Below are 21,673 nucleotides of genomic sequence, written 5' to 3' on the forward strand. Positions count from 1 at the left end.
GGAATTTCTCTCTTCCCCCTTAGTTTCTCCCTTCAATTCTGCTGCAGCCACAGGGCCTGATCGATGGTGGCAATAAAGGCTGCATGCGCTGCAAGTTCCTCTGCGCTTGCGGCATGCGGCCGCGGTGCGCGGAAGGCGCGGGCGACGGTTATGGCCGAAGCGGCAGAGAGCGTGGTCTGTCCGGCCGGCTTAGCAGCAAGGCCAAGCCCGATCTGCCGGCCGCCGGTCATCTCGACATAGAGCTGGGCGAGCAGTTCCGCATCGAGCAGCGCGCCATGCTTGACGCGATGGCTGCGATCAATGCCGTAGCGGGTGCAAAGGGCGTCGAGGCTGTGCTTGGCCCCGGGATGCAGCTTGCGGGCCATCGCCACCGTGTCGATCATCCGGCTGCGGTCGAGCGGGGGATAACCAGCGCGCACCAGCTCGGCATCGATGAAGCCGAAATCGAACGCGGCATTGTGGGCAACCAGCGCCGCGTCATCGCCCAGAAAAGCCAGCAACGCGTCGACGATGTCGGCAAAGCGCGGTTTGTCCGACAGGAAGGCATCGCTGAGCCCGTGCACGGCCTGCGCCTCGGCCGGCATCGGCCGTTCCGGGTTGATATAGGCATGGAAGGTGCGGCCGGTCTCGATCCGGTTGACCATCTCGATGCACCCGACCTCGACCAGCCTGTCTCCGCCGCCAGCATTCAGGCCTGTGGTTTCGGTATCGAACACAATTTCGCGCATCGTCGTGAAACTATGCGCCGCTCTCCGCGCTAAGGCAAGCAACGACAGCGGCGAGCTGTGCGCGCGTTTCGGCCAACGATCGCCCGGTATCGATGACATGATCGGCGCGGGCGCGTTTCTGCTCGTCGGGCGTCTGCCGGGCCAGGATCGCCTCGAACTTGTCGTTGGTCATCCCGGGGCGGGCAAGCACGCGGCGGCGCTGCTCATCGGGCGGCGCGGACACCACCAGGATCCGGTCGACCGCCGAGAAGCCGCCCTTTTCGAACAGCAGAGGAATGTCGAGAACGATGATCGGCGCGCCGGCATTGGCGGCCATGAACGCGGCCTGCGCGGCACCGACCGCCGGATGGACGATCCGCTCGAGCCGGGCCAGCGCCTCGGCATCGTTGAACACCAACGCGCCCAATTTGGCCCGATCCAGCCCGTCAGGGCCGGTCGTGCCGGGGAAGGCGGCTTCGATCTGCGACAGCATTGCTCCGCCGGGGGCCTGCAACCGATGCACCTCGGCATCGGCATCGAACACCGGCACGCCGAGATCGCGGAGCATGGCCGCTACCGTCGATTTGCCCATGCCGATCGAACCGGTGAGGCCGACAATCAGCGGGCGACCGCGGGCATCGCTCATCGCACCAAGAGCTCCCTGAGCTGTTCGTCATGGTCGCGTGGCGGGGCCGCGCCAAACAGCAGCTCGAACGCCAGCGCGGCCTGACCGACCAGCATCTCAAGCCCGTCGATTGCCGCTAGGCCGCGATCGTCAGCGGCGGCAATCAGATCGGTGACCAGCGGCGCATAGACGAGGTCATAGACCACCGCATCATCGGGCAGCGGCGCGAGATCGAGCACCAGCGGCGATTGCCCGGACATGCCCAGCGAGCTGGCATTGACCAGCAAACCAGCCTTGGGCAGCGCGGCATCCAGCGGCAACGCCTCGCCTTTGAGGCCAAAGGTCGCAAGCAGCATGCTCGCCTTGAGCGTGTTGCGGTTGAGGATCGTCACCGGCCCGACATTCATCTTGGACAGCGCGAACAGCACCGCCCGCGCCGCACCGCCCGCGCCGATCACCGCGACCGGACGGCCGGCCAGCTCCTGATCTGCCAGCGGCGCAAAGAAGCCGCCGGCATCGGTGTTGGTCGCAAACAGCGCGCCTTGCGCGTCGCGGGCAACCGTGTTGGCGGCGCCGATGCTGCGGCCAATGTCGCCGGGGTCGGCCACATGCTCGAGGATGGCCAGCTTGTGCGGGATGGTGACGTTGCAGCCCAGCCAGAGCGGGTCCTCTCGCCGGCGCGCCACATAGTCGGCGAGCTGCTCAGGCCTGACATGGCAGCGCCGGTATGCGCCGGTCATGCCGAGTTGCTCCAGCCAGAAGCCGTGAATTACCGGGGACAGGCTGTGGGCAATCGGATCCCCGATCACTTCGGCATAGCGGACTCCCGGACCGGCCGTCTCAGGTGTCGCAATGTCGGTCATGCAGCAAGAGCCCCGCGCTGGCGCAGATAGCCGAGCAGTGGCAACAGCGGCATGCCCAGGATGGTGAAATGGTTGCCGTCGATCCGCTCGAACAGCTGGATGCCCATCGCCTCAATCCGAAAACAACCGACGCAACCCGCAATGGCGGGCCATTCGGCATCGAGATAGGCGTCGATGAAGTCCGGCGACAGGCGGCGCACCGTCAGCTTGGCCTCATCGACATGGCGCCACACCGGCCGGCCACCCTCCGCCACCACCACCGCACTGGTCAGCCGCATCGCCTTGCCTGAAAAAGACTCAAGATACTGTTTTGCATCCTCACGTGACACCGGCTTGTCGAGGAGCTTGCCATCAACATCGATCATGGAATCGCTACCAACTACGAGACTCTGGGGATACAGCAGCGAAATATGCAGCGCCTTGAGCTCAGCCAAAGCGTCTGCAATTGCTCTGGGCTTCTGGCCTTCCGCCAGCAGCGCGTCGGTCAGTACGGCCTCGTCGGCATGCGCCGGCAGCGCCCGATGGGCAACCCCCGCCGCGGTCAGCATGGCGCGGCGGCTGGCGCTTTGGGAAGCCAGAATCAGCGTATCGGTCATGACGCAGGCTGGACCCAGGCTGCGCCCTGTCGCAACGCAACGCGCCGGTCCTCACAAAGCTTGATGATGGCTGCGGCAGTTTCCTCGATCGAGCGACGCGTCACGTCAATCACTGGCCAGTCATTGTCGGCGAACATCCGCCGCGCATAGCCGAGCTCGCGCTTGACGGCCTCTTCGTCGGCATAGCTGGTGACACGATCCTCACCCAGCGAAGACAGCCGGTTGCGGCGTACCGCCACCAACCGGTCGGCACTGGTTGTCAGCCCGACCACCAGAGGATTGCGCAGGGTGAAGAGCGTGTCGGGTGGCGGGGATTCGGGCACGATCGGGATGTTGGCGGTCTTGTATCCACGGTTGGCAAGATAGATGCTGGTCGGCGTCTTCGACGATCGCGATACACCCGCCAGCACGATATCGGCATCCTCCCACCCTTCGGGAGCAACTCCATCGTCATGCGCCATGGTATAATGAATTGCTTCGACGCGCGCATAATAGGCTGCGTCCAATATGTGCTGACGCCCTGGCCGGGCCTTGGCTTCCTGCCCGAGAAGTTGCGACAGCGCGTCGGTTACCGCATCGAGCGCCGGCACGGTAGGCAGCCCCAGTGCCGCACAGCGCGATTCCAGTTCGCGCCGCAATTCACCATTGACCAGCGTGAACAGCACCAGCCCCGGATTGTCGGCAACCTCGCCCAATATCCGTTCCAGATGCGCACGGTTGCGCACCATCGGCCAGAAATGGCGGGTTACAGAGACATCGTCGAATTGCGCCAGCGCAGCCTTGGCAATCGTCTCGAGCGTTTCGCCGGTAGAGTCGGAGAGGAGATGCAGGTGTAGCTTCATCGGTGCCTCAAAGCATGTGAGCAGACTGTGGATAAGGCAAGGCAGCGATACGGGTACAAAGGGCCATCCCGGCGGTTGTCGATTCCATCCACAGGATAGCCCGCAGCTCGGCGGACAATCCACAGCCTGTGGATAACGGGTATGGAACGGGCGACTCGGCGTCGCGCAACGAGTCGATTCCGCACGGCTGTTGGCAAAAGCGGGACAGCCGACTAATCCCCACTATGCACGCGCCAACTACCTTCATCATTCATAAGAGAAAGATATAGATTCTATGGGAGAATGCCCGGCCGCGCCATTTGAGGGAGCCATGCTGCGCGTGATGCGTGGCGAACGGCTCGATCCACCCCCGATGTGGCTTATGCGCCAGGCTGGCCGCTATCTTCCGGAATATCGGGCATTGCGTGCGGAGAAGGGCGGCTTCCTCGAACTGGTGCACGACAGTGCGGCCGCATGCGAAGTGACGTTGCAGCCGCTGCGCCGGTTCGATTTCGATGCCGCCATCCTGTTTTCGGACATTCTCGTCATTCCGCATGCGATGGGGCAGGATCTGTGGTTCGAGGCAGGCGAAGGCCCGCGTCTCGCCCCACGGCTTGCCGACGTGGCACTGGAAACGCTCCAGCCGGCCCCTGAGCGGCTGGAGCCGGTCTACCAGACCATCCGTCTGCTCCGGCAGGCGATGCCCCCAGGACGGGCTCTGCTGGGCTTTGCCGGCAGTCCATGGACGGTTGCCACCTATATGGTGCATGGCGCGGGATCGAAGGACCATAGCGCGGCGCGGCGCATGGCCTATGGCGAGCGCGACCGGTTCGCTGCGCTGATCGACGCCATCGTCGATGCCACCACCGACTATCTGGTCAAGCAGATCGACGCCGGCGTCGATGCAGTACAGTTGTTCGATAGCTGGGCCGGCAGCCTGGCGCCCGACGAATTCGATCGCTGGGTCATCGAACCCAACCGCGCGATCGTCGAGCGTATCCGCACGGCGCGCCCGAACGTGCCGATCATCGGCTTTCCCAAGGGCGCCGGGGCCAAGCTCGCGGCCTATGCCGAAGGCGTGCGGCCCGACATCCTCGGTCTCGACGAGACCATAGATCCGGTCTGGGCCGATGCGGTTCTGCCGGCCGGATTGCCGGTGCAGGGCAATCTCGATCCGTTGCTGCTGATCGCCGGCGGCGATGCGCTCGATGCGCGCATCGATGTGTTGCGCGCGGTCTTCGCCAACCGGCCGCATGTGTTCAACCTCGGCCATGGCATCCTGCCCGACACGCCCATCGCCCATGTCGAGCAACTGGTGCGGCGGGTGCGCGGATGAGTGCGATGCTGGCCTCCGCCTATCCCTGGCTCAAGGCTGTCCATCTGATCTTCGTCATCTTCTGGATGGCCGGCCTGTTCGCCTATCCGCGGTTCCTGGTCTATCATCAGGAAGGCCTGGCCGATCCTGCCGAATGTGCGCGATGGGCGGAACGCGAATCCAAGCTGCGGTCGATCATCCTGACGCCGTCGATGATCGTCGTCTGGCTGCTCGGATTGCTGCTGGCGGAGACTATTTCCGCATGGAACCAGGGCTGGTTCCACGCCAAGCTGGCGGTGGTGCTGGCGCTGTCTGCCTATCATGGCTGGATGATCGGGTATGGCCGCAAGCTCGCTCGCCCAGGCGCGGCGTTGCTGACAGGCAAACAGCTGCGGCTGATCAACGAAGTGCCCGGCATTGCCACCATCGCCATTGTCGTGCTGGTGATCGTAAAACCGTTCTGACGGGTCCGCCGCTCGCGTTGACAGGGTGGCCGGCGACTCCTAAATGAGCGCCAGCAGGGGGCGTCAGCCCACTTGCCTCCTCCTTTGCGCGACGTAGCGATTCCCCATCGCACAGACCCTCGCTCCCTTGCCCGGACCATCTGGTCGACCCGCGCCATTTCCCACCGGAACCCGAAATGCATCTCAAAGATCTCAAGAAGAAAACCCCCGCCGAGCTGGTCGAAATGGCCGAAGAGCTGGGTGTCGAGGGTGCCTCCACCCAGCGCAAGCAGGACATCATGTTCTCCATCCTCAAGGCGATGGCCGAGGATGGCGAGGAAATCACCGGATCGGGCACGATCGAGGTGCTGCAGGATGGATTCGGCTTCCTGCGCAGCGCCGAGGCCAATTATCTGGCCGGCCCCGATGACATTTACGTCAGCCCCAACCAGGTCCGCAAACATGGCCTGCGCACCGGCGATACGGTCGAAGGCGAGATCCGCGCGCCCAAGGACGGCGAGCGCTATTTCGCGCTGACCAAGCTGATCAGTGTCAATTTCGACAATCCCGAAGCGGTGCGTCACCGCGTCAATTTCGACAATCTGACGCCGCTCTATCCCGACGAGAAGCTGTCGCTCGATCCGCACGACCCGACGCAGAAGGACATGTCGGCGCGCGTCATCGATCTGGTCAGCCCGCAGGGCAAGGGCCAGCGCGCGCTGATCGTCGCGCCGCCGCGCGTCGGCAAGACGGTGTTGCTGCAGAATATCGCCAAGGCGATCACAGACAACCATCCCGAGGTCTTCCTGATCGTGCTGCTGGTCGATGAGCGGCCCGAGGAAGTGACCGACATGCAGCGCTCGGTGAAGGGCGAGGTGATTTCCTCGACCTTCGACGAGCCTGCCACCCGCCACGTCCAGGTCGCCGAGATGGTCATCGAAAAGGCCAAGCGCCTCGTCGAGCACAAGCGTGACGTCGTCATCCTGCTCGATTCGATCACGCGCCTCGGTCGCGCCTACAACACCGTGGTGCCCTCTTCGGGCAAGGTGCTGACCGGCGGTGTCGATGCCAATGCGCTGCAGCGCCCCAAGCGCTTCTTCGGTGCCGCGCGCAATATCGAGGAAGGCGGCTCGCTGTCGATCATCGCCACCGCGCTGATCGACACCGGATCGAAGATGGACGAGGTCATCTTCGAAGAGTTCAAGGGCACCGGCAACTCGGAAATCGTGCTCGACCGCAAGGTCGCGGACAAGCGCATCTTCCCCGCGCTCGATGTCGGCAAGTCCGGCACCCGCAAGGAGGAGCTGCTGGTCGAGAAGAACAAGCTCAGCAAGATGTGGGTGCTGCGCCGCATTCTCATGCAGATGGGTACCGTCGATGCGATGGAATTCCTGCTCGACAAGATGAAGAATTCCAAGACCAACGAGGATTTCTTCGAAAGCATGAACCAGTAAGGCGGCTCGGCCGTGCCGGTCCTCGAGCATGCTTTGCTGGCGGTGCGTGCCGGGCAGGAGGCAGCGTTCGAGGCGGCGCTGGCCGAGGCCCGCCCGCTGATCGCGGCATCGCCGGGATTTATTTCGCTCACCGTGCGCCGGCCTGCCGGAACCGGACGCAGCTATCTGCTTTTGGTCGAGTGGGAAACGATCGCGGACCATCGCGATGGATTTCGCCTGTCGGATCGGTATCAGCAGTGGCGTCTGCTGCTGCACCCCTTTTATGACCCGGTGCCCGAGGTCAGTTATTTCGGAGACAATGTGTGTTGATCGACCTGCTTGCCCATGGCGCGGCTTCCGCTGGCGGCTTCGGTGGCCCTGCCGATATCTGGGCGGCGATCGTTGCCGACTTTTCCAACATCACCGATCCGTCGGCCTTTGCCGCCTTCATCCAGGTGCTGTTGATCGATCTGGTACTGGCCGGCGACAATGCCATTGTCGTGGGCGCGCTGGCGGCGGGTCTGCCTGCGGATCAGCGCCGCAAGGTGATCATCATCGGCGTGCTCGCCGCGCTGGTGCTGCGCATTGCCTTCGCGCTGGTTGTCACCCAGTTGATGCAGATCGTCGGCCTGATCTTTGTCGGCGGCCTGCTGCTGATCTGGGTGTCCTGGAAAATGTGGCGCGAGCTGCGCCATGCCGGGGAATCCGGTGGTTCGCCGGAAATCGCCGGTGACGAACATGCCGGACTGAGGCCTGCCAAGAGCTTTGTCGGCGCGGCCTGGGCGGTGGCGGTTGCCGATGTCAGCATGAGCCTGGACAATGTGCTGGCTGTCGCCGGCGCCGCGCGCGAGCATCCTGGCATCATGATCGTCGGCCTGATCTTCGCGGTCGCGCTGATGGGCGTCGCTGCCAACATCATCGCCAAATATATCGAACGCTATCGCTGGATTGCCTACATCGGTCTCGCCGTCATCCTCTATGTCGCGGTCAAGATGATCTACGAAGGCTGGGTCGATCCGGCGGTGGGTATCGGCACTTTGTTTGGATAAGCCAAGTATTTGCCGCTGAAATGAAAAGGGCCGGGTCTATTCCCGGCCCTTTATCTTCGGGAGACCTTGCTTTACTGTTGACCGGTGAGCGACAACGGCGAAGTCTTCTCAGCAGATGCGATGGTCGAGATCGCCCGGGTCATCTCGCCTTCCGAGGCGATGACGCTGGCAGCAATGCTCGAAGCGGCAGGACTTCTCTGCCAGATCGGCGGCTGGCGGCATCACAGCGTAGAGATCAACGCGCTCGCCTTGGGTGGCTTTCGCCTGGCTGTACCCCGCGCGCAATATGAGGATGCCAGCGCGCTGTTTCGCGATTATCGATCGCAACCCATCGCGACCGCGCCATTCTTCGCACAACGGCGCCGTGTCCTGCGCATTATGGCGGTAGCGGCACCGGTGCTGCTGCTGCCACTGTTGCTGGCGACAGCGGCAAGCGAGGAGGCCCTGCCGGCATGGACCTGGATTGCCGCACCGCTCGTTCTGGCCGGGCTGCCTGTTCCACCGCAGGGCAGCGGGGACTATTTTCTGGCGCGCGCCGAGCCTGCCTGAGGTCAGCCGGCCTTCGCCAGCTGCGCGCCCATTTTCTCCCACAGCATGTTCACCGCCTTGAGCGGGCGCACCATTACCTTGAAATCCTTGACCAACCCCTCATCGTCGAAGCGGATCAGATCGATGCCGTTGAGGAAGATGCCGTCGATGGTCGCGGTGAATTCCATCATCAGATTGTCGCCGTCGACGATCTCGCGGACATAGGTGAAGCTGGGTTCGCCCCCCAGCACATGGCCGGCGGCGTCGAGATAGGCGAATACCTTATCCCGCCCGGCCTGCGGCGTGTGGACCACGGGCGAGTGGAACACTGCATCCTCGGCGAGCAGCGCGCGCAGCGCCGCAGGGTCCTTGCCGCCACTGAAATAGGCGTGCCAGCGTTGCCGGCCTGTTTCTGCGTTGCTCATGCCAGCTTCTCCTCGAAAAACTTTGCCGTCCGCTGGTCGGCCAGCGTCGCACCCGCTTCATCGCGGCGCGCGCCATGCTGGGTGGCGAAGCCATGGTCCAGCCCCGGATAATCGTGCAGCGTCACCTTAGGGTGATCGTCGAGCCCGGCGTGCATCGCGGCCTGCGCCTGCTTGGGCACGAAGCCGTCTTCGCCGGCGATATGCAGCATCAGCGGCTTGGCGATGGCGTGGCTCTCGTTCAGCATCGCGTCGACGCCGACCGCATAATAGCCCACCGAGCAATCCACATCGGTGCGCGCGGCCGCCATATAGGCGAGCTTGCCGCCAAGGCAGTAGCCGACGAGCCCGACCTTTTGCTGCGCCGGTTGGCCCAGCGCCCCGCCCCGGATGGCTTTGATCGTCGCCTCTATGTCGTTGACACCGTCATTGGGATCATAGCGCTGGAAATAGCCGAAGGCCTGCTGCAGTTCGGCCTCGACATCGGGATCGAGCTCGACGCCGGGCGCAAAGCGCCAGAAGATCTCGGGCGCGACCGCCAGATAGCCGGCCTGCGCCAGCTGCTCGCACTTCTCGACGATGCCGGGGTTTACGCCGAAAATCTCCGGCACCACGATGATCGCGGCGCGGGGCGTATCCGTGGGCACCGCGACATAGACGCCCATCTCTCCGACTGTCGCATTGGTTGTCATAACAGGGCCTTTCCGCTGTGGCGTGCTTCGTGGGCGATCAGCCAGGCCTTGGTGGCCGGACCGTCGCCCGCGCTGTAGTTTTCCTTGGCCCCGCCGCTGGACGTGACCCGGTGGCAGGGGATGATGATAGGGTAGGGGTTGCGTGCGCAGGCACCGCCGACGGCGCGCGCACCGCTGTCATGCGCCTTCGCGAGGGCGCCATAGGTCATGGTCTCGCCATAGGGGATGCTGGCGATGGCCGCCCGCAGCGCTTCCCCCCGCTCGGTTTCGAGCGGCAGCAGCGGCACGTCGAAGTGGCGCAGGCTGCCGTCGAAATAGGCCTTGAGCTGGGCGGCCGCCTGCATGACCGCACTGTCGGCGGGCCCGGTGGGGGATGTGGCATCGCTTTGGCCGGCAGCGAAGCTGATCGATGTCACCGCATCGGGCGTGCCCGCAATCACGATCGTGCCGACCGGCGTTTGCAGCGTCGCCATATGCTGTGCATAAGTCATGGCACAGGCCTAGCAGCAGCAGCGCCACCGGCTCAAGCGGGGAGGATGTCATGAAGATAAAGATTACGGTCGATTGTACGCCGGTCGAGGCGCGCAACTTCCTCGGCCTGCCCGATGTCACACCGCTTCACGACATCTATCTCGACAAGATGAAGGGACTGATGGACAAGGGGATTACCCCCGACATGGTTGGCGATGTCGTCAAGAGCTGGTCGAGCATGGGCGATGCGGGCATCGCCATCGCGCAGCAGCTGTTCGGCCAGCTCGGCAACACGCTGACCGGCGGCCTGACCGGCGGGGCCAAGCGGGGCGGCAAGAGCTGAGCGACACGCTGACCGATCGTCCGACCATCTATGCGCTGTCGAGCGGCTCGCCGCCGGCAGCGATTGCCGTGCTGCGGATCAGCGGGCCGGGTGCCGGCGCCGCCCTGTCGGCGCTGGCGGGCCCATTGCCCACCCCGCGACAGGCCAGTCTGCGCCGAATCGTCGATCCACGCAGCGGCGACCCGCTCGATTCGGCACTGATCCTGTGGTTTCCCGGCCCTGCGACCGCAACCGGTGAGGATCTGGCCGAAATTCACGCGCATGGCGGGCGCGCGGTGGTGCGGGCCGTTGAAGCGGCGCTGGCCACCCTGCCGGGCCTGCGCCCTGCGGAGCCCGGCGAATTCACCCGCCGCGCGCTGCTCAATGGCCGCATCGACCTGACCGAGGCCGAGGGCCTGGCCGATCTGCTGTCGTCGGAGACCGAGAATCAGCGCAAGGCGGCGCTGGCGCTGGCGGGCGGCGCGCTCTCGCGCGAGGTCGCCGGCTGGCAGAACCGGCTGTTGCTGCTGTCAGCGCGGGTGGAGGCCTTGCTCGATTTCTCCGACGAGGACGATGTCGACACGGATGCCGCCGCCCTCCGCGTAATATTCAAAGAAATTCAGAAGCTTGAGACAGACTGGCGGCACTGGCTGGCGCTTCCCGATGCCGAGCGGCTGCGCGACGGCGTCACCGTCGCCATCGCCGGACCGCCCAATGCCGGCAAGTCGACGTTGCTTAACGCATTGGCGCGGCGGGAAGCAGCGATTGTCTCTCCCATCGCCGGCACTACTCGCGATGTCATCGAGGTGCCGCTGGCGCTTGATGGCATCCCCTTCCGCTTCGCCGATACAGCCGGCCTGCACGACAGCCGCGGTGACGCAATCGAGGCGATCGGCATCGATCGCGCACGGGACTGGCTGGTCAGCGCCGATATCGTCCTTTGGCTCGGCGATCCTGCCGATTGCCCCCGCCGGCCGCGCGTCTGCCGTATTGCAGCACAGGCGGACATAGGTGCTGCAGAGCCAGCCTGGATCGCGCAAGCCGCTGCCGCCGACATCGCCTTGTCCGCTCGGACCGGGGAAGGGCTGGGCGCGTTGCACCGCTGGCTGGTTGCCGCCGCACAAAATTTTGTACCGGGAGAGGGTGAGGTTGCGATCAACCGGCGCCATCGCGCAGCGTTGGCAGAAGCGACGGCGGCCATCGAGCAACCTGCGTCCGACCCGCTGATTCTTGCCGAGCAACTCCGCGCCGCCCGCCTTGCAATCGATGCCATAACCGGCAGCGCCGGAACCGAGGCGATGCTCGACGCGCTGTTCGGCCGGTTCTGCATCGGCAAGTAGCGCGCACGTTTCACGTGAAACGCGGGGGCGGTTTCGTCTAGACACGACATGCGCTATGGGCGCGGCCATGTCCTCCCACCACGACATCATCATCATTGGCGGCGGCCACGCCGGGGTCGAAGCGGCATGCGCTGCGGCCCGTGTCGGCTTGCGCGACGGGCTCAAAGTGGCGCTAGTCAGCTTCGATCCCGCCAGGATCGGTGCGATGTCTTGCAATCCGGCGATCGGCGGGCTCGGCAAAGGCCATCTGGTGCGCGAGGTCGATGCGTTCGATGGTGTGATCGCGCGCGCTGCCGATGCGGGTGCGATCCATCACCGCATGCTCAACGCCAGCAAGGGAGCAGCAGTGCAGGGGCCGCGAGTCCAGGCCGACCGGACCCGCTTCGGCGCAGCGGTGCGCGCCATCGTCGGTGCGCAACCCAATCTGGAGGTGATCGCCGGCGAGGCTGCGGCGTTTCACGAGGATGGCGGCGGCATCGCCGGCATAGTGCTAGCGGACGGCCGATTGCTGCGGGCTTCGGCCGTCATCCTTGCGACCGGCACGTTCCTTGGTGGTCGCCTGTTCCGGGGTGAGGAGATAGTGGAGGGTGGCCGCATCGACGAGGCCGGTGCCACACGTCTGGCGCAACAGTTGCGCGCTGCTGCGCTGCCGATGGCGCGGCTCAAGACCGGTACGCCACCCCGTCTCGACGGTCGCAGCATCGATTGGGCAGGGCTCGACGAACAGCCCAGCGACGGTGGCGGCTGGACTATGTCGTCGGCGACACCTGCACGATTGCTGCCGCAGATCAGCTGTTTCATCACCCGGACCACCGCCGAATCGCACGATCTCATCCGCGCCAACCTGCACCGCTCGCCGTTGTTCAGCGGCGCGATCGGTGCGCGCGGTCCACGCTATTGCCCGTCGATCGAGGACAAGATCCACCGCTTCGCCGACCGCGACTCGCACCAGATTTTCCTCGAGCCCGAGGGTCTCGACACCCATCTGGTCTATCCAAACGGCATTTCCACCTCGCTCCCGGCCGATGTCCAGCTCGCACTGCTGCGGACAATGCCTGGCCTGGCCGCGGTTGAGATGGTGGTGCCGGGCTATGCGGTCGAATATGACCATATCGATCCGCGCGCGCTCGACCGCAGCCTGATGGTGCGCGCCATGCCGGGCATCTATTGCGCCGGGCAGATCAATGGCACGACGGGCTATGAGGAAGCAGCAGCACAGGGCCTGGTCGCGGGCATCAACGCTGCACTGCGTGTTGCCGGCCGCGACCCACTGATTCTGGAGCGCTGGGACAGTTATATCGGCGTGATGATCGACGATCTGGTGTTGCAGGGGGTCACCGAGCCCTATCGCATGTTGACGGCGCGCGCCGAGCACCGTTTGCGCCTGCGTGCCGACAATGCCGAGACCCGACTTTCGTCGATTGCCGATGCAGTCGGCGCGCTGGGCGCGGAACGGCAGGCAGCGGTTGCCGAACGCTGGAGACAGCGCGAGACCGGGTGCAGCGCCATCGATCGCGATCTGGATACGGCCGCCATGCGTGCGGCGGGTCTTCCACTCCCCGCAGATGGTGTCCGCCGTTCGCTCGGCCATTGGGCAACGGTCGCGGACAGCGCCACGCTCGAACGGCTGATCGCCGGCGATGCCATATTGTCCACGCTACCACCGACCATCATCGATGAGTTGGTCGAAGATGCCCGTTACGCGCCCTATATTGCGCGCCACGACGCCGAACTGCGGGCGCTTGCCGCCAATGAACGGGTGCTGCTCGACCCGGCCCTCGATTATGCCGGCATCGGGGGGCTTTCCAGCGAGATGATCGAACGCCTCAATGCGGCCCGCCCCGAAACGCTGGGACAGGCCGGGCGTATCGCCGGGATCACGCCGGCCGCGCTGACCGCGATCCTTGTCCATAGCCGCCGCAGCGCCGCATGACGCTGCTGACCCGCGAATCCGAGGCACGCGCCTGGATAGCCGCATTGCCGGGTGTTTCACGTGAAACCATGGCGCGGCTGGAGGATTTCGCTGCGCTGCTCACCGAGGAAAATGCCCGCCAGAACCTCATCGCCGCGTCGACTCTCAGAGAAGCGCTGTGGTGCCGCCACATCGCCGATAGCGCGCAACTCCTCCCACTCGCGCCGATGAACGGCGGCCGCTGGGTCGACCTCGGCAGCGGGCCCGGTCTGCCGGGACTCGTCATCGCCATCCTCGCCTCGCAATGGGAGGTGACCTTGGTCGAGTCGCGCCGCCTTCGCTGCGATTTCCTGCGCAGCGCCGTCACCAAGCTGGGCCTGGAAGCGCGCGTTACAGTCGCCCAGCGTCGGGTCGAGGCCCATCGCGACGGGCGCTACGATGTCATATCGGCACGCGCCTTCGCGCCCTTGCGCGCCCTGTTGGCGACGGCGACGCATTTGTCGCAAAAATCGACCGTCTGGCTGCTGCCGAAGGGCAAAAACGCGGTAAATGAGCTTTCAACCTTGCCGCAAGCATGGCAGAAACTGTTTCACGTGGAACCTAGCCGCACCGATTCCGACGCGCGAATCCTTGTAGGCAGCGGTTCCTTCGCTTGAACAGTCCATCACAAGGCGCAAAACGGCATGATTCGCATCGCGATCGCCAACCAGAAAGGCGGAGTGGGCAAGACCACCACCGCCATCAACCTCGCCACTGCGCTTGCTGCCACTGGCTGGCGGGTGTTGCTGATCGATCTCGATCCGCAGGGCAATGCCTCGACCGGGCTCGGGGTCGCCAGCCAGGCGCGCAAACTCTCCAGCTACGAACTGCTCGGCGCCGAGGCTAGCGTCGCGGAAGCAGTGATGCCTACGCGCATTCCGCGGCTCGATCTTGTCCCGGCTACGGTCGATCTGTCCGGCGCTGAAATCGAGCTGGTGTCGGTCGACGACCGCACCCGCCGCCTGTCGCAGGCGCTCGATGCGGCCACGCCTGGGCGGTGGGACATCTGCCTGATCGATTGTCCGCCGTCGCTCGGCCTGCTCACGCTCAATGCCTTGACCGCGGCCCACTCGATTCTCGTGCCGCTGCAGTGCGAGTTTTTCGCGCTGGAAGGGCTGAGTCAGCTGTTGCAGACGGTCGAACGTATCCGTGCACGATTCAACCCTGACCTCGCCATTCTCGGCGTGGTGCTGACCATGTTCGATCGCCGCAACCGGCTCACCGATCAAGTTTCGGCCGATGTGCGCGAATGTCTCGGCGGTATCGTCTTCGATAGCGTCATCCCTCGCAATGTCCGCCTGTCGGAAGCGCCCAGCCATGGCTTGCCGGCGCTGGTCTATGATCATCGCTGCTCGGGTTCCGTTGCCTATATCGAGCTTGCGCGAGAGGTGATCGTCCGCTTGCCGACGCTACGGCAGGCTGCATGATCATGAGTGACGAGGCGCAAGAGGGCGAAGACGTCGTCCGCATCGTTCCGCTCGGCAAGGGCAAGCGCCCGGCCGCACTGGGGCGGGGGCTGTCGGCCCTGCTGGGCGACATCCAGACCGACGTCCCGGTCAATAATCCAGCCTCGCTGCGCGACGGCTTTTCGCTGCTGGCGATTGCCGACGTCCATCCGCACCCTTTGCAGCCGCGTCGCCGCTTCGATGAGGATGCGCTGAAGGAACTGGCCGAATCGATCGCCGCGCGCGGCGTCGTCCAGCCGATCCTCGTGCGCCCCGCGCCCAATGGGCAGGGCTATCAGCTTGTCGCAGGCGAGCGCCGCTGGCGCGCCTCGCAACGCGCCGGTCTGCACCAGATTCCGGCCATCGTCCGCGATCTCGACGAGACCGAAACCTTCACCATCGCGCTGATCGAGAATATCCAGCGGCAGGATCTGACCGCGATCGAGGAGGCCGAGGCCTATGCCCGGCTGCGCGATCAGCTAGGGCACAGCCAGGACGCGATCGGCCAGATGACCGGCAAGTCGCGCAGCCACATCGCCAATATCTTGCGGCTGCTCGAACTGCCCGAAGCGGTGCGGGACATGATCGCCGATGGCCGGCTCGGCATGGGCCATGCCCGCGCGCTGATCGGTCTGGACGATGCCGAACAGCTCGCCCGCAAGATCGCGGCCAAGGGCCTGTCGGTGCGCAAGGTCGAGGCGATGGTGCGCGCGAGCAAGCGCCAGCCCGGCGGTCTGGCCCGTCCGGGCAGCACCAAAGCCACGCCGGACGCCGATATTGCGGCGTTGGAAAATCACCTGTCGAATCTGCTCGGGTTGAAGGTGCGAATCAGCCACCAGCCCGATCAGATGGGTACGCTCAGCCTCGACTACACCAGCCTTGAGCAGCTCGACATGCTGTGCCAGCGCCTGTCCGGCGAACAGCTCTGACACATAACCCGTTGTAAAACAGCGATAAATTTTCCTAACGAGCTATTTACCACGTCCTGCAGCGATTCCTGAACGGGGTCATCGCTATTTGCCCAGACTGTCTGGCGGAGGTTGCCGGGCGACCTTCGTAGATTTCGGGTAAAAGGGACCAAATTCCATGACCAAGCTGATCAACCGCGCCGTTGCTGGCGCCGTCATCGCTGCACTCGGCCTGTCGGCCGGCATGGCGCAGGCAGCACCGGTGACCGCTTCGGCCACCGCCAAGGCGCGCATTCTCAAGCAGATCACCGTCACCAACACGTCTGACCTCGACTTCGGCACCATCGTCGCTGGCACCTCGGCCTCGACCGTCGCCGTTTCGACCGGTGCGGTCCGCACCTGCGGTGCCGGCCTGACCTGCACCGGCACCGTCACCTCGGCCAATTTCGACATCACCGGCACCAACAACGCCGTCGTCACCATCACCGGCGACAACAGCGTCACGCTGGCCAACGGCACCGGCGGCACCATGTCTGCCTCGCTGACCCGCTCGGCTTCGACCCTGACGCTGACCAACTCGGCGATCGGTGGCTCGTTCCAGGTCGGCGGTACGCTGAGCCTGGCCGCCAACCAGGCCGATGGCGCCTACACCGGCACGTTCAACGTCACGGTCGACTATCAGTAAGCGCTGAGTTCTGCTGCCGACAGGCAGCAGCATCGGGGTGGCAACACCCGGGAACAAGAGGGGTGTCGGTGCACAGCATCGGCGCCCCTTTTGCTGCGTCCGTTCCATAGGTTGCGGGTCAGCGAGTGCGCGAAAATCCGGCATGGTTAGCGAAGCGTCAACCATGTTGCCCCTAGGCTCCCGGGTATCGAACTGGCGCGGGGCGCCGCTGGTGCTTGCCCGGCACCTGCGGGGATCTCCGCGCGGACCAGCAGGAGATACCCCATGGGCCTTACACACTGCGTGCGTCGCGTTGCGACGCTGATCCTTCTTGCCTGCTCTTTTGCGCTGCCTAGCCAGGTTCAGGCAGCCGGCGACCTGCTCGTCGCGCCGACCCGAATCGTGCTCGATGGGCCGCGCGGCGCGGAAGTCGTGCTCAACAATGTCGGTGCCGAAACGGCGACCTACCGTATCTCGCTCGAGCTCAAGCGGATGCGCGAGGACGGCAGCCTCGAAGACGTGACGCCGGAGCAGGTGACACCGAAGGAACAGGCCGTGCTCGACATGCTGTTCTACAGCCCGCGCCGGGTGACGCTGCCGCCCAACCAGCCGCAGACCATCCGCCTTGGCGTGCGTGCACCAGAGGGTCTGCCCGATGGCGAATATCGCGCGCACATGCTGTTCCGCGCCGTGCGCGATCCGGTGCCCGCCGTGGTCGATCCCGCAGTGCCGCCCGCAACCGGCGTGTCGATCTCGCTGACCCCCATTTATGGCGTGACCATTCCGATCATCGTCCGCCAGGGCAGCCTTTCCGCCACTGCGGCGATCGCCAACCCGCGGCTGGAAAGCACCGACACCGAACATGCGCTGCGGTTCGATCTGTCGCGGCAGGGCGATCGCTCCGTGTACGGAGAGGTCGTCGTCGAACGGCCCGGAGCCGCGGAGCCGCTGCTGCAGGCGCGCGGCATCGCCATCTATGTCGAGCGCGATCAGCGCACGGTCACCATTCCGATCAGCGCGGAAACCGCCGCAGCACTGCGCGGTCCGGTCGTGATCCGCTATATCGAGGATCGCGACGTCGGCGGCGCGACCATCGCCGAAGTGCGGGGCGAGCTGCGCTGAGGCGGTAAGGGAGAGGGGCCGGCACCGCGCCGGTCCGCCCGATGCGTTGGCCCGCTCGCCTTGTCTCCGCCGTCATGGCGGCATCGGCACTCCTCGGCATCGCGCCGGGGGGTGCCTTGCCCTTTGCGGCGTCGGCGCAGCAGGCGGCCGCCTCGTGGCGCCCGACAGCGGACGATCAATGGCTGTTCGAGCTGCGCACCCGCCAGTTCACCATCGGGGAGGGCATCCGCGGCTATTCGGATGGCACCCGCAGTTGCGTCGCGCTCAGCGACGTGGTGATCGCGCTCGATTTGCCGATCCGCATCGATGGCGAGTTGCGCCGCGCAACTGGCTGGGCCTTCGACGAGCGCCGCACGCTGGAAATCGACCGTGACGCGGGCCGGGTCAGCATCGCCAGCCGCACCCAGCCGCTTGCCGCCGATGCGATTGTCGACACGGCGGAAGGCTGGTGCGTCAATCCGGCGCTGCTCGGCCAATGGCTGGGCGTCACGCTGACGGCCGATCTGTCCAACTCTGTGCTGCGGCTCGAGTCGGATCAGCCGATGCCGTTCGAGCTGGCGGCGCAACGGCGTGCCCGCGCGGCGGCCATCCGCCCCGGTGTGCGCTTCAACATTGCCGATCTGCCGCAGGCCACCCGGCCCTATGCGATGTGGCAGACGCCGTCGGTCGATGTGGTCGCCTCGGCCGGGGTCGTTCGCGATGCGGCGACGGGCCGTACCGACACGCAAGTGCGCTACGAGCTGTTCGCCAGCGGCGAGCTGCTTGGCGCCTCCTTCGACGCCCGCCTGTCATCCGACAATAATGGCGTGCCGCAAAGCCTCAGGGTGCGTGCCTACCGGTCGGATCCCTCGGGCGGGCTGCTCGGGCCGCTGGCAGCGACCCATGTCGCCGTGGGCGATGTCTCCAGCCTGTCTAGCCCGATTGCCGCGCTGCCGGTGGCGGGACGTGGTGCCCTCGTCACCAACCGGCCGCTGGACCTGCCCGACAGCTTCGATCGCACCACATTCCGGGGCGATCTGCCCGCTGGCTGGGACGCAGAACTCTATCGCAACGGCCAGTTGCTGGCCTTTGCCACCCCCACCGCCGACGGTCGCTACGAATTCGTCGACGTGCGCCTGCAATATGGCCTGAACCGCTTCGAGATCGTGCTCTACGGCCCGCAAGGCCAGGTGCGGCGCGAAGTCCACAATATCCCGGTGGGGATGGATGCCATTCCCCCGCAGAAAACCTATTACTGGGCCGGGATAGTGCAGGAAGGGCGCGATCTGCTGCGCATCGGGGACGATAACCGGCCGTTCCGCCGCGGCTGGCGCGGCACGATCGGGCTTGAGCGGGGCCTCAACCGGCGCTTCTCGGTCGGCGCCTGGGCAACCAGCCTGCTCATCGAGGACCAGCGCTACATGATTTTCGAAGGCGCCCTGCGCCACACCCTCGGCAACACCATCGCCGAGCTGACCGGCAGCTGGCAGAATGGCGGCGGGCACGCCGCGCGCCTGCTGTGGGCCGGACAATTCGGCGAGAATTTCTTCACCCTCGATTCGACGCTGGCCCGCGGCGGCTTCCGCTCGGACCGCGTGACGCAGGGAATCAGCGGGCTGCACAGCCTGTCGATCGATCTCAGTCCGCGCATCGCCGGCGCCGTGCTGCCGCTGCACATCGAAACCCGCTATCGCACCCGCGTCGATGGCTTCGACCGGCTTGAAACCGGCGCCCGCGTCTCGGCCAACTGGCGCAACATCTCGCTCACCGGCCAGCTCGACTGGCTGCAGGGCATGGGCCGATCCAAGGATCGCGATATCGTCGCAACCCTGCTCGCCAACGCCCGCTTCGGCCGATTGCGCGTGCGGGGCGAGGCGCGGATGTCGCTCTCCGGCCGCGGCGGTGAGGATCGGGTGACGGTAATTGGCGAATGGACGCAATCCGAACGCGCCGATTGGCGGGTCGAGCTGGGCTATGAGCGCAGCGCCCGCCGCGCTCGCGCCGGTCTCGGCTATATCCGCCGCTTCGACCGGCTGGCGCTGACCGGCCTCGCCGAGGTCGCCACCGACGGGTCGGTTGCGGCCAGCGTCAGCCTGTCCTTCGGCTTCGGCCCGGATCCGCGCGGTGGAGGCATCCGCTTCTCGCGCGAGCGGCTCGCCACCCAGGGTCAGGCACTCGCAACCGTTTTCTACGACGACAATGGCGATGGCCACCGCCAGGCCGGCGAGGAGCTGGCCGACAATGTCGTCCTCACCGCCGGCAATGCCGTGTCGGATGTGCCGACCGGCACCGATGGCCGAGCGATCGTCGATGCGCTGGCGCCGTTCCGCCCGGTTATGATCGGCATCGACGAAAGCTCGCTGCCCAGCCCGCTGGTACGCCCGGCGCTGCCCGGCGTGGTGGTCACCCCGCGCCCCGGTGTCGCCACCCCTGTGCTGCTTCCTTTGGTCGCTGCAGGCGAAGCCGAGGGCGTGCTAACGCGTCGCGGCGGCAATGGCATCGAAGGCGTGGATCTCGAACTGGTCGACAGCGCCGGCCGCGTCCGCGCCACCACGCGCACCGACTTCGACGGGTTTTTCCTATTTGAATCAGTCCCTTACGGCCAATACCGACTGCGCATCAGTGCGCTCGCGGCGCAGGCGGCCAATCTGGCGGCGGATCTCGGAACAGTGGTGCTGGATCGGCAGCATCCGCGTGCGCGCCTCGGGACGCTCGGCGTCGAAGCCCGTTCGGAACTTGCCCGGGGGCCACCACGCAGCGCCGGGCAAGACAGTGGCCTCTAGCCCCGCCGCCGCAGCGGCCTGTTCTTCTGGTGCGGTCGAGAAGACTCGAACTTCCACGGGCTTTCGCCCACAACGACCTCAACGTTGCGCGTCTACCAATTCCGCCACGACCGCGAGACCAGAAGAAAAATGCCGCATCAGCCGGAGCGGATGCGGGCAGGCGTGCGCGCTTAGCAAAGGCCCTCGGCCGCTGCAAGCGCTGTTCTGCGCTTGCATGGCCCGCCGGTTCAGCGCGGGTCGGCCCAGCTCGCCGTCAGCAGTACCGCGCGGCGCGGGATGTCGGCCCGGCCTTCGCTGAATCGCGCGCGCTGACCCGGGGGCAGCGATGCGACCGGGGCTGGGATGATATATTCATAGACGATATCGCCATTGGCATCGCGCAATTCCGCCTTGATCGGCGGCACCCGCTGAACCTCGTCGCTCGGGTTGATGATGTAGCCGTTGGCGTGGAAATAGATGGTGCCGTTCTCGGTGGTGCGATGCACCTGGTCCGCGACCGGCAGCTCGATCACCAAGTCTGGCTCCGCCGGCAGGGCGAAGGCGAAAGCGTCTTCGGCCCACGCGGGCAAGCCGAAATAGGCGACCGCGCCTGCCGAGCCCGAGACCAATAGGGCGAACGCCACGGCAGCCATGGTCCACAGGCGGGCGGGGTTGCGGCGTGGCCGGTCGCCGTAGCGACCGACCGCGAGCGGCGGCGGAGGCAGTTGATCGATGTCGCGGTCGGCCCAGCTTGACGCCGGGGGCTCGCTGGCGGCCGGTTGCGGGGCGGCGACGCGTGGCGGCGGCGCCGGCGCGGGTTCGACCTTGGCTTCGGCTTCGGTCACTGGCGGAGGCGCAGCGGCGGTCGGCTCCGTCGCTGACGGTGCGGGCGCGGCTACCGGCGGTGCTTCGGGCCGGGGAGCAACCGGCGGGGGGGCGGCAGGGGCTGCGGCCTGCTCCATCGGCGTCGCCGGCGCCGGGCGGGCCATGGCGTCATCGGCGAGCGGGGCCGGTGGCTGGAACCATTTGTGGCCGCAGGATGCACAGCGCACCGACCGCCCGGTCGCGCCGATGGCATTGTCTGGCACGACATAACGGGTCTTGCAGGCAGGGCATTGCAAAATCATGGCTGATGCGGGTCATGCACCGGCAGCCGCGGCGTGGCAAGCCGTGCCTGCATCGAGTCGTCGTTGGCGGAACGCTTGTCGTGCGCCC

At 65.8% G+C, this 21,673-nt stretch carries 24 protein-coding genes and 1 tRNA gene; 15 read left to right on the forward strand and 10 right to left on the reverse strand.

Annotation, left to right across the window (positions count from 1 at the left end; translation table 11 throughout):
- Positions 1-32: 32 nt before the first annotated feature.
- Genes dnaQ through AC0QC4_RS04700 form a run of 5 tightly spaced genes read right to left on the reverse strand, consistent with a single transcriptional unit; the run spans position 33 to position 3,633 of the window.
- Positions 33-728, reverse strand: a complete 696-nt coding sequence (gene dnaQ, locus AC0QC4_RS04680) for a DNA polymerase III subunit epsilon (protein WP_483658541.1) — start codon at positions 726-728, stop codon at positions 33-35.
- A 10-nt stretch (positions 729-738) separates the two neighbouring features.
- Positions 739-1,353, reverse strand: a complete 615-nt coding sequence (coaE, locus tag AC0QC4_RS04685; protein ID WP_483658542.1) for a dephospho-CoA kinase — start codon at positions 1,351-1,353, stop codon at positions 739-741.
- Positions 1,350-2,195, reverse strand: coding sequence for a shikimate dehydrogenase family protein (locus AC0QC4_RS04690; RefSeq protein ID WP_483658543.1), 846 nt, complete (start codon positions 2,193-2,195; stop codon positions 1,350-1,352). Before AC0QC4_RS04690 ends, coaE begins: the two co-directional genes overlap by 4 nt.
- A complete protein-coding gene (locus tag AC0QC4_RS04695; RefSeq protein ID WP_483658544.1) occupies positions 2,192-2,791 on the reverse strand; it encodes a Maf family protein in 600 nt (199 codons plus the stop codon). Before AC0QC4_RS04695 ends, AC0QC4_RS04690 begins: the two co-directional genes overlap by 4 nt.
- Positions 2,788-3,633 (reverse strand): pyruvate, water dikinase regulatory protein, encoded by an 846-nt coding sequence (locus AC0QC4_RS04700; protein WP_483658545.1) that lies wholly within the window; start codon positions 3,631-3,633, stop codon positions 2,788-2,790. Before AC0QC4_RS04700 ends, AC0QC4_RS04695 begins: the two co-directional genes overlap by 4 nt.
- Positions 3,634-3,943: 310 nt before the next feature.
- On the opposite strand from AC0QC4_RS04700, the gene hemE reads away from it, so the two are divergent.
- The 6 genes from hemE to AC0QC4_RS04730 all read left to right on the forward strand — a co-directional run bounded on the left by hemE (position 3,944) and on the right by AC0QC4_RS04730 (position 8,401).
- Positions 3,944-4,948, forward strand: coding sequence for a uroporphyrinogen decarboxylase (gene hemE / locus AC0QC4_RS04705; RefSeq protein WP_483658546.1), 1,005 nt, complete (start codon positions 3,944-3,946; stop codon positions 4,946-4,948).
- The gene (locus tag AC0QC4_RS04710) at positions 4,945-5,391 is read left to right on the forward strand and encodes a CopD family protein (protein ID WP_483658547.1); all 447 of its coding nucleotides are present in this window, start codon (positions 4,945-4,947) and stop codon (positions 5,389-5,391) included. Before hemE ends, AC0QC4_RS04710 begins: the two co-directional genes overlap by 4 nt.
- 176 nt (positions 5,392-5,567) lie before the next feature.
- Entirely contained in the window at positions 5,568-6,824 is a 1,257-nt protein-coding gene (rho, locus tag AC0QC4_RS04715; protein ID WP_483658548.1) for a transcription termination factor Rho, read from the forward strand.
- 12 nt (positions 6,825-6,836) lie between these two features.
- Positions 6,837-7,133, forward strand: coding sequence for an antibiotic biosynthesis monooxygenase family protein (locus AC0QC4_RS04720; protein ID WP_483658549.1), 297 nt, complete (start codon positions 6,837-6,839; stop codon positions 7,131-7,133).
- Positions 7,130-7,852, forward strand: coding sequence for a YjbE family putative metal transport protein (locus AC0QC4_RS04725; RefSeq protein ID WP_483658550.1), 723 nt, complete (start codon positions 7,130-7,132; stop codon positions 7,850-7,852). Before AC0QC4_RS04720 ends, AC0QC4_RS04725 begins: the two co-directional genes overlap by 4 nt.
- Before the next feature lie 84 nt (positions 7,853-7,936).
- On the forward strand, positions 7,937-8,401 hold the full coding sequence (locus tag AC0QC4_RS04730) for a hypothetical protein (RefSeq protein WP_483658551.1): 465 nt from the start codon (positions 7,937-7,939) through the stop codon (positions 8,399-8,401).
- Between the two features lie 2 nt (positions 8,402-8,403).
- On the opposite strand, the gene AC0QC4_RS04735 is transcribed toward AC0QC4_RS04730, so the two are convergent.
- The 3 genes from AC0QC4_RS04735 to AC0QC4_RS04745 are packed head-to-tail and all read right to left on the reverse strand — an operon-like array spanning position 8,404 to position 9,985.
- On the reverse strand, positions 8,404-8,805 hold the full coding sequence (locus AC0QC4_RS04735; RefSeq protein ID WP_483658552.1) for a nuclear transport factor 2 family protein: 402 nt from the start codon (positions 8,803-8,805) through the stop codon (positions 8,404-8,406).
- Positions 8,802-9,494, reverse strand: a complete 693-nt coding sequence (locus tag AC0QC4_RS04740) for a dienelactone hydrolase family protein (RefSeq protein ID WP_483658553.1) — start codon at positions 9,492-9,494, stop codon at positions 8,802-8,804. The genes AC0QC4_RS04735 and AC0QC4_RS04740 overlap by 4 nt, the downstream gene beginning before the upstream one ends.
- On the reverse strand, positions 9,491-9,985 hold the full coding sequence (locus AC0QC4_RS04745; RefSeq protein ID WP_483658554.1) for a methylated-DNA--[protein]-cysteine S-methyltransferase: 495 nt from the start codon (positions 9,983-9,985) through the stop codon (positions 9,491-9,493). Before AC0QC4_RS04745 ends, AC0QC4_RS04740 begins: the two co-directional genes overlap by 4 nt.
- Positions 9,986-10,035: 50 nt before the next feature.
- Here AC0QC4_RS04745 and AC0QC4_RS04750 point away from each other — a divergent pair, with 50 nt between their 5' ends.
- From AC0QC4_RS04750 to AC0QC4_RS04790, 9 genes are all read left to right on the forward strand, one after another.
- Positions 10,036-10,308 carry a DUF6489 family protein gene (locus tag AC0QC4_RS04750; RefSeq protein WP_483658555.1) on the forward strand — a complete coding sequence of 91 codons (273 nt, stop codon included), beginning with the start codon at positions 10,036-10,038 and terminating at the stop codon, positions 10,306-10,308.
- Between the two features lie 8 nt (positions 10,309-10,316).
- Positions 10,317-11,627 carry a tRNA uridine-5-carboxymethylaminomethyl(34) synthesis GTPase MnmE gene (gene mnmE, locus AC0QC4_RS04755; RefSeq protein ID WP_483658657.1) on the forward strand — a complete coding sequence of 437 codons (1,311 nt, stop codon included), beginning with the start codon at positions 10,317-10,319 and terminating at the stop codon, positions 11,625-11,627.
- Positions 11,628-11,694: 67 nt separating this feature from the next.
- Entirely contained in the window at positions 11,695-13,560 is a 1,866-nt protein-coding gene (gene mnmG / locus AC0QC4_RS04760) for a tRNA uridine-5-carboxymethylaminomethyl(34) synthesis enzyme MnmG (RefSeq protein WP_483658556.1), read from the forward strand.
- On the forward strand, positions 13,557-14,195 hold the full coding sequence (gene rsmG / locus AC0QC4_RS04765; protein WP_483658557.1) for a 16S rRNA (guanine(527)-N(7))-methyltransferase RsmG: 639 nt from the start codon (positions 13,557-13,559) through the stop codon (positions 14,193-14,195). The genes mnmG and rsmG overlap by 4 nt, the downstream gene beginning before the upstream one ends.
- A gap of 27 nt (positions 14,196-14,222) precedes the next feature.
- Positions 14,223-15,005: a ParA family protein gene (locus AC0QC4_RS04770; RefSeq protein ID WP_483658558.1), complete on the forward strand. Its 783-nt coding sequence runs from the start codon at positions 14,223-14,225 to the stop codon at positions 15,003-15,005.
- A gap of 2 nt (positions 15,006-15,007) precedes the next feature.
- A complete protein-coding gene (locus AC0QC4_RS04775) occupies positions 15,008-15,952 on the forward strand; it encodes a ParB/RepB/Spo0J family partition protein (protein ID WP_483658559.1) in 945 nt (314 codons plus the stop codon).
- Positions 15,953-16,109: 157 nt separating this feature from the next.
- Positions 16,110-16,616, forward strand: a complete 507-nt coding sequence (locus AC0QC4_RS04780; protein ID WP_483658560.1) for a DUF4402 domain-containing protein — start codon at positions 16,110-16,112, stop codon at positions 16,614-16,616.
- A gap of 264 nt (positions 16,617-16,880) precedes the next feature.
- Complete coding sequence (locus AC0QC4_RS04785; RefSeq protein WP_483658561.1) at positions 16,881-17,717, forward strand: fimbrial biogenesis chaperone; 837 nt, start codon at positions 16,881-16,883, stop codon at positions 17,715-17,717.
- A gap of 74 nt (positions 17,718-17,791) precedes the next feature.
- On the forward strand, positions 17,792-20,479 hold the full coding sequence (locus AC0QC4_RS04790; protein WP_483658562.1) for an MSCRAMM family protein: 2,688 nt from the start codon (positions 17,792-17,794) through the stop codon (positions 20,477-20,479).
- 27 nt (positions 20,480-20,506) lie between these two features.
- Here AC0QC4_RS04790 and AC0QC4_RS04795 read toward each other — a convergent pair.
- Positions 20,507-20,593 (reverse strand) — tRNA-Leu (locus AC0QC4_RS04795).
- A 113-nt stretch (positions 20,594-20,706) separates the two neighbouring features.
- A complete protein-coding gene (locus tag AC0QC4_RS04800; protein ID WP_483658563.1) occupies positions 20,707-21,585 on the reverse strand; it encodes an MJ0042-type zinc finger domain-containing protein in 879 nt (292 codons plus the stop codon).
- Positions 21,586-21,673: the final 88 nt, after the last annotated feature.

This window comes from Sphingomonas sp. jy18 (genome assembly GCF_056931895.1).